Raw genomic sequence first — 6,000 nt, forward strand, 5'->3', positions numbered from 1 at the left:
TTTCAAGCTAAAAACCATGGTTGATAGTATTCGAAGCATAGCTGTTTAAGCTACCATGATTGTAATCCTGACCTTTGGGTTATTAAAAAATTTATGAAACGAAAAACATCAAAAGACATGGGTAACAACAAAAGTAATTTAGCGAAACCAGCATTGGCAGTGCTTTTTTTAACCATTGGTTTAATGCTACAATCTTGTAGTAATCAAAAAGAAGGAGAAGACGTTAAGGTCAAAGCACCAAAACAAACACTTTTTGAAGCCGCCTTCCTCGGAAATGTGACTAATGTGAACAAGCATATTGAAGCAGGTACAGCATTGAACCTAAAGGATGATTTTGGGTCTACTGCTCTAGTTATTGCCACTATATTTAATAAGGTGGATGTGGCCATAGCACTCATCGAAGGAGGTGCTGATATTGAGGTAAAGGGTGATGATGGTTCAACAACCCTTCATACTGCTGCTTTTTATGGTAGAACGGAAATAGTAAAAGCTTTACTCAATAAAGGAGCAAATACTGCGGCGTTAAATAACTATCAAAGTACGGCTTTGGCTTCGGTTCAAGTTCCATTCGATCAAGTGAAACCTTTATACGATCAGATTTCAAAAGACCTACGTCCTCTAGGTTTGACATTAGATTATGAAGAATTGAAGTCTGCTCGTCAAGAAATTGCTGAGTTAATCATTAACCAACAGAAATAATGGAGAATTCTTTAACCCACGATCGCCGATTCGATATTGATTGGCTACGCGTCATCGCTATAGGTTTGTTACTGATATATCATATAGCGATAGGATTTCAACCTTGGGGAGGGTTCATTGGTTTTATCCTGTCAAATGAATCGCTCGAGTCGATTTGGGTTCCCATGTCCGCACTTAATGTTTGGCGGATCCCGATCTTGTTCTTCGTGTCTGGGATGGGCGTCTGCTTTGCGATGCGTAAACGAAGCTGGAAAGAATTGATTAAAGAACGAGCTTTAAGAATTCTTATGCCTTTTCTGTTTGGTATGGCATTTATAGTACCGTTACATTGGTTAGTCTGGCAAAGCTATTACGACCAGCCTTTACAATTTTTACCACAACCAGGTCATCTTTGGTTTTTAGGAAACCTGTTTGTCTATGTCCTTCTTTTATCGCCGATTTTTTATTGGTTGAAGAAGAACAGAGAAGGAAAAGTTCATCGATTTTTGGCAATGCTCTTCCAAAATCCATTTGGCCTTATCGTGGTCATGATTCCTTTTTTGCTTGAGGCAATAATTGTTAATCCTGTGAGCTTTGAAACCTATGCTATGACTTGGCATGGCTTTTTTATCGGATTATTAGCTTTCTTTTTTGGCTACTGTTTTATCTATGCTGGAAGTGGTTTTACAGCTACTGTTAAAAGGTGGAAGTGGTTGTTTTTGGCTATTGCTATTGCTCTTTTCAGTTATCGGCTGCTAGTTTTAGAGCTAGTCGTACCGAACTATTTATTATCTATAGAATCTAATTTTTGGATTTTCGGAGTATTCGGAATTGTATTTACATACCTTAATAAACCGAGTCGATTGTTGAGTTATTTAAGTAAGGCTGTGTATCCAGTTTATATTATTCATATGGCATTCCTTTACCTTGGGTCAGTCTTGATATTCCCTTTAGATATTCCCCTAGAAATTCAGTTTGTTCTCCTGATATTGTTCACCGGAATTAGTTGCCTATTGACCTATGAATTTGTCATTAAAAGAGTGAAGTTTTTACGTCCATTTTTTGGGCTTACTTACTAGAAAAAAATTTAAATACATCGAGAATTACTCACTGAAATTCCGGCATTTCAAATGTTGGAATTTTTTTTGCTTCTTGGAAAATCCAGTCTTGTCCCCCTGATTACCTGCCGTTTAGATAATTATTGCCTGCCATTTGTGATTGTCCCCCTTTTGTCACCCAACGAAAGTTTCAAGTCGAGATAGGTATGAACATTTTGCATTTCAACTGGACTTGAACCAAAACACATTTATTTTGAAAAAAGCAAAGAGCCACGCAATCACGAGTAGTTTATTATCCGTTATTGCCTTTAGTCTATTTTTTCTTTTACTCTCCAATACAGTTCTTTCTCAGACCTATGATCTTCGATTAGTCAGAGTTTCAAACAATGGAAGTACTTTGGTGATGAAAGTTCAGGCATCCTTTTCAAGCGCCGAAAATTTGGGTTCCTCAAACCTAGTTTTTACTTACGACGGAGCTGAAGCGAATACTCCTGTTTTGGGTACGATTCACAATTTTAGCGGAGGAAGCTATTCTACAATGACGCTTACTTCTCCAGCGACTAACACAGTCTCTTTAAATATTGAATATACAGGTGCTGACGGTGGAGGAACAGCTGTTCCGACAGGAGGATCATTCATTGATGTAGCTGAGGTTAGTTTTACCATACCGAATGAAACGGGAACTGCGAATTTTCAATGGCAAGAGTCTACTACAACTAAAACTGTTGTTTATCAAGATGACAATAGTACTTTTCTTTCGTCAGGTACATTATCGAATAATAATTTATCACTGGATGCTACGGCTCCTACCTTGATCAATCAAGCCTTAGCACAAACCGACTTTAATGACTTACAGATTACCTATCAGAGTAATGAAACGGGCACGCTTTACTATGTGGTAACGACTAATTCTTCAACACCTACCCAGGCTCAGATCTTGGCAGGTAACGATCAGTCAGGTAATTCTAGCAACGTCGTATCGAGCGGAAATTCAGCAGTGACTGTTACCGGTTCAAACCAGACGATTGCATTGAATGGTCTGACGCTGTCCTCTACGACTTATCACTTGTTTATTTATGAAGAAGATGCAGCGGGCAATCAAAGTTCCGTTGTGACTAATAGTGCTGCGGTGGATGCTACGGCTCCTACCTTGACCAATCAGGCCTTAGCACAAACCGACTTTAATGACTTACAGATTACCTATCAGAGTAATGAAACAGGAACCTTATATTATGTGGTAACGACTAATTCTTCAACACCTACCCAGGCTCAGGTCTTGGCAGGTAACGATCAGTCAGGTAATTCTAGCAACGTCGTATCGAGCGGAAATTCAGCAGTGACTGTTACCGGTTCAAACCAGACGATTGCATTGAATGGTCTGACGCTGTCCTCTACGACTTATCACTTGTTTATTTATGAAGAAGATGCAGCGGGTAATCAAAGTTCCGTTGTGACTAATAGTGCTGCGGTGGATGCTACGGCTCCTAGTTTTGAGAATTCAACTCCCAATGCAGCATCAATTTCAACAACAACATTTACTTTAAACACTGATATTGACGAAGCAGGAACCATCTTTTATGTAGTGTTAGCGGATGGAGCCACGGCGCCAACTTCAACAGAAGTAGTCAATGGAACAGGAAACGGCGGAGCAGCTGCGGTAACTTCTGCCAACGTAAGTGTGACTACAGGAGGTTTTACCAATGCGTTTAGTGTGACAGGACTCACAGCTGGAACAGGTTATGATGTGTATGTAGTCGCAAGAGATCAAGTATCTAACCTACAGACATCACCAATATTAGTGAATGTCTCAACAAGTGTAGTACCATCTTTTTCTGTGAACGACCCAAGTGTGTCAGAAGGAGATGCAGGAAGCACAACCTTAACCTTTACGGTTACCTTAGATTCAGGAGCCCCAGCAGGAGGAGCGACTGTAGATTTTGCAACGAGCGATGGAACAGCAACTGCTGGTTCAGATTATACGTCAGCAACAGGAACGGTTAGTTTTTCAGTAGGTGAGACCAGCAAAACAATAGATGTAACCATCAGCGGAGATGAATTAGTTGAAGTTGATGAAACAATCACCATGACATTATCCAATCCAACAGGGACGAGTGTTGTAATTGGGGATGCCACAGGAACAGGAACGATTACCAATGAGGATAGCGCTACTGTTACGATTGCTAATGTAGCGGTGAATGAAAATGACGGTACGGCAACAATCACATTAACTTTAGACAATGCGGTAGATGGCGGATTTGATGTAGATGTAAGCACAGCGGACAATACAGCGACGACAGCAGACTCAGATTACGCTGCTGTTACTAGTGCAACAGAGACTTTTGCAGGAACAGCCAGTGAGACCGAAACCTTTACGATTACTTTAGGAGGCGATACGAAAGTAGAAGCAGATGAACTGGTAGATATTGCGATGAGCAACTTGGTCCCTACCACGGTAGATGCATCAGATATTGATATTACCGATGCCGCACAATTAACGATTACTAATGATGATAGTGCGAATGTTACGATAGCGAATGTAGCGGTGAATGAAAATGACGGTACGGCAACAATCACATTAACCTTAGACAATGCGGTAGATGGCGGATTTGATGTAGATGTATCTACAGCGGACAATACAGCTACGACAGCCGATGGAGATTATACAGCCGTAACATCAGCAACAGAGACTTTTGCAGGAACAGCCAGTGAGACCGAAACCTTTACAATTACTATTGGAGGTGACACGAAAGTAGAAGCAGATGAATTGGTAGACATTGCGATGAGCAACTTGGTCCCTACCACGGTAGATGCATCAGATATTGATATTACCGATGCCGCACAATTAACGCTTACCAATGACGATGCGGCAACGGTAACGATAGCGAATGTAGCGGTGAATGAGAACGATGGAACAGCTACCATTACACTCACCTTAGACAATGCGGTAGATGGCGGATTTGATGTAGATGTATCTACAGCGGACAATACAGCTACGACAGCCGATGGAGATTATACAGCCGTAACATCAGCAACAGAGACTTTTGCAGGAACAGCCAGTGAGACCGAAACCTTTACAATTACTATTGGAGGTGACACGAAAGTAGAAGCAGATGAATTGGTAGACATTGCGATGAGCAACTTGGTCCCTACCACGGTAGATGCAGGAGATATTGATATTACCGATGCCGCTCAATTAACGCTTACCAATGACGATGCGGCAACGGTAACGATAGCGAATGTAGCGGTGAATGAAAATGATGGTACGGCAACGATCACATTAACCTTAGACAATGCTGTAGATGGTGGATTTGATGTTGATGTAAGTACCGCCGATGGCACAGCGACCACAGCCGATGGAGATTATACAGCCGTAACATCAGCAACAGAGACTTTTGCAGGAACAGCAAGTGAAACCGAAACCTTTACAGTTACTTTAGGAGGCGATACGAAAGTAGAAGCCGATGAGTTCATCACTATTTCTATGAGTGGACTCTCACCAGCGACGGTAGCAGGAGGAGATATCGATATTACCGATGGAGCTACCTTAACCTTAACCAACGATGATAATGCTACGGTAACGATTGCTAATGTAAGTGGCAATGAAGATGATGGAGCTATTACAGTTACAGTTACTTTAGACAATGCCGTAGATGGCGGGTTTGATGTAGATGTAAGTACAGCAGATGGAACAGCAACTACAGCAGACTCAGATTATATAGCCGTAACGAATCAAACCTTAACCTTTGCAGGAACCGCAGGTGAGACCGAAACCTTTACGGTAACACCAACCGCTGACGTAAATTCAGAATCGAATGAGACTGTAAGTATCAGTATGAGTAATAAATCACCGGCGAGTGTAGCTTCGGCGAACATTGATATCACAGATGGAGCAACCGTAACCATTATCAATGATGATGATATCTCAGCAAGTATCAACGATCCAAGTATAGCGGAAGGAGATGCAGGAAGCACAACCTTAACCTTTACGGTGAGTTTAGATTCCCCAGCCCCATCAGGAGGAGCTACAGTAGACTATGCCACCAGCGATGGAACGGCATCTTCGGCAAGTGATTATACGTCAACAACAGGAACGGTTAGTTTTTCAGTAGGAGAGACTTCTAAGACAATAGATGTAACCATCAGCGGAGATGAATTAGTTGAAGTTGATGAAACAATCACCATGACATTATCCAATCCAACAGGGACGAGTGTTGTAATTGGGGATGCCACAGGAACAGGAACGATTACCAATGAGGATAGCGCT

General features: G+C 41.6%; 3 protein-coding genes. All 3 read left to right on the top strand.

Annotated features, from left to right (window positions below):
- Window positions 1–93 precede the first annotated feature (93 nt).
- Window positions 94–699, top strand: a complete 606-nt coding sequence (locus BFP71_RS00460) for an ankyrin repeat domain-containing protein (RefSeq protein ID WP_245701796.1) — start codon at window positions 94–96, stop codon at window positions 697–699.
- A complete protein-coding gene (locus tag BFP71_RS00465) occupies window positions 699–1,757 on the top strand; it encodes an acyltransferase family protein (protein WP_069833493.1) in 1,059 nt (352 codons plus the stop codon). The genes BFP71_RS00460 and BFP71_RS00465 overlap by 1 nt, the downstream gene beginning before the upstream one ends.
- 232 nt (window positions 1,758–1,989) lie before the next feature.
- Window positions 1,990–6,000 (top strand): beta strand repeat-containing protein (locus BFP71_RS00470; RefSeq protein WP_317040692.1); only part of this gene is annotated, 4,011 nt, incomplete at its 3' end.

The organism is Roseivirga misakiensis (genome assembly GCF_001747105.1).
In the GTDB taxonomy this organism is placed as follows: Bacteria; Bacteroidota; Bacteroidia; order Cytophagales; family Cyclobacteriaceae; genus Roseivirga; species Roseivirga misakiensis.

What these genes read in the sequence shown, in the direction of transcription:
- BFP71_RS00465 (WP_069833493.1), top strand. Translation starts at nt 699, where the DNA reads ATGGAGAATTCTTTAACCCACGATCGCCGATTCGATATTGATTGGCTA.
- BFP71_RS00460 (WP_245701796.1), top strand. Translation starts at nt 94, where the DNA reads ATGAAACGAAAAACATCAAAAGACATGGGTAACAACAAAAGTAATTTA.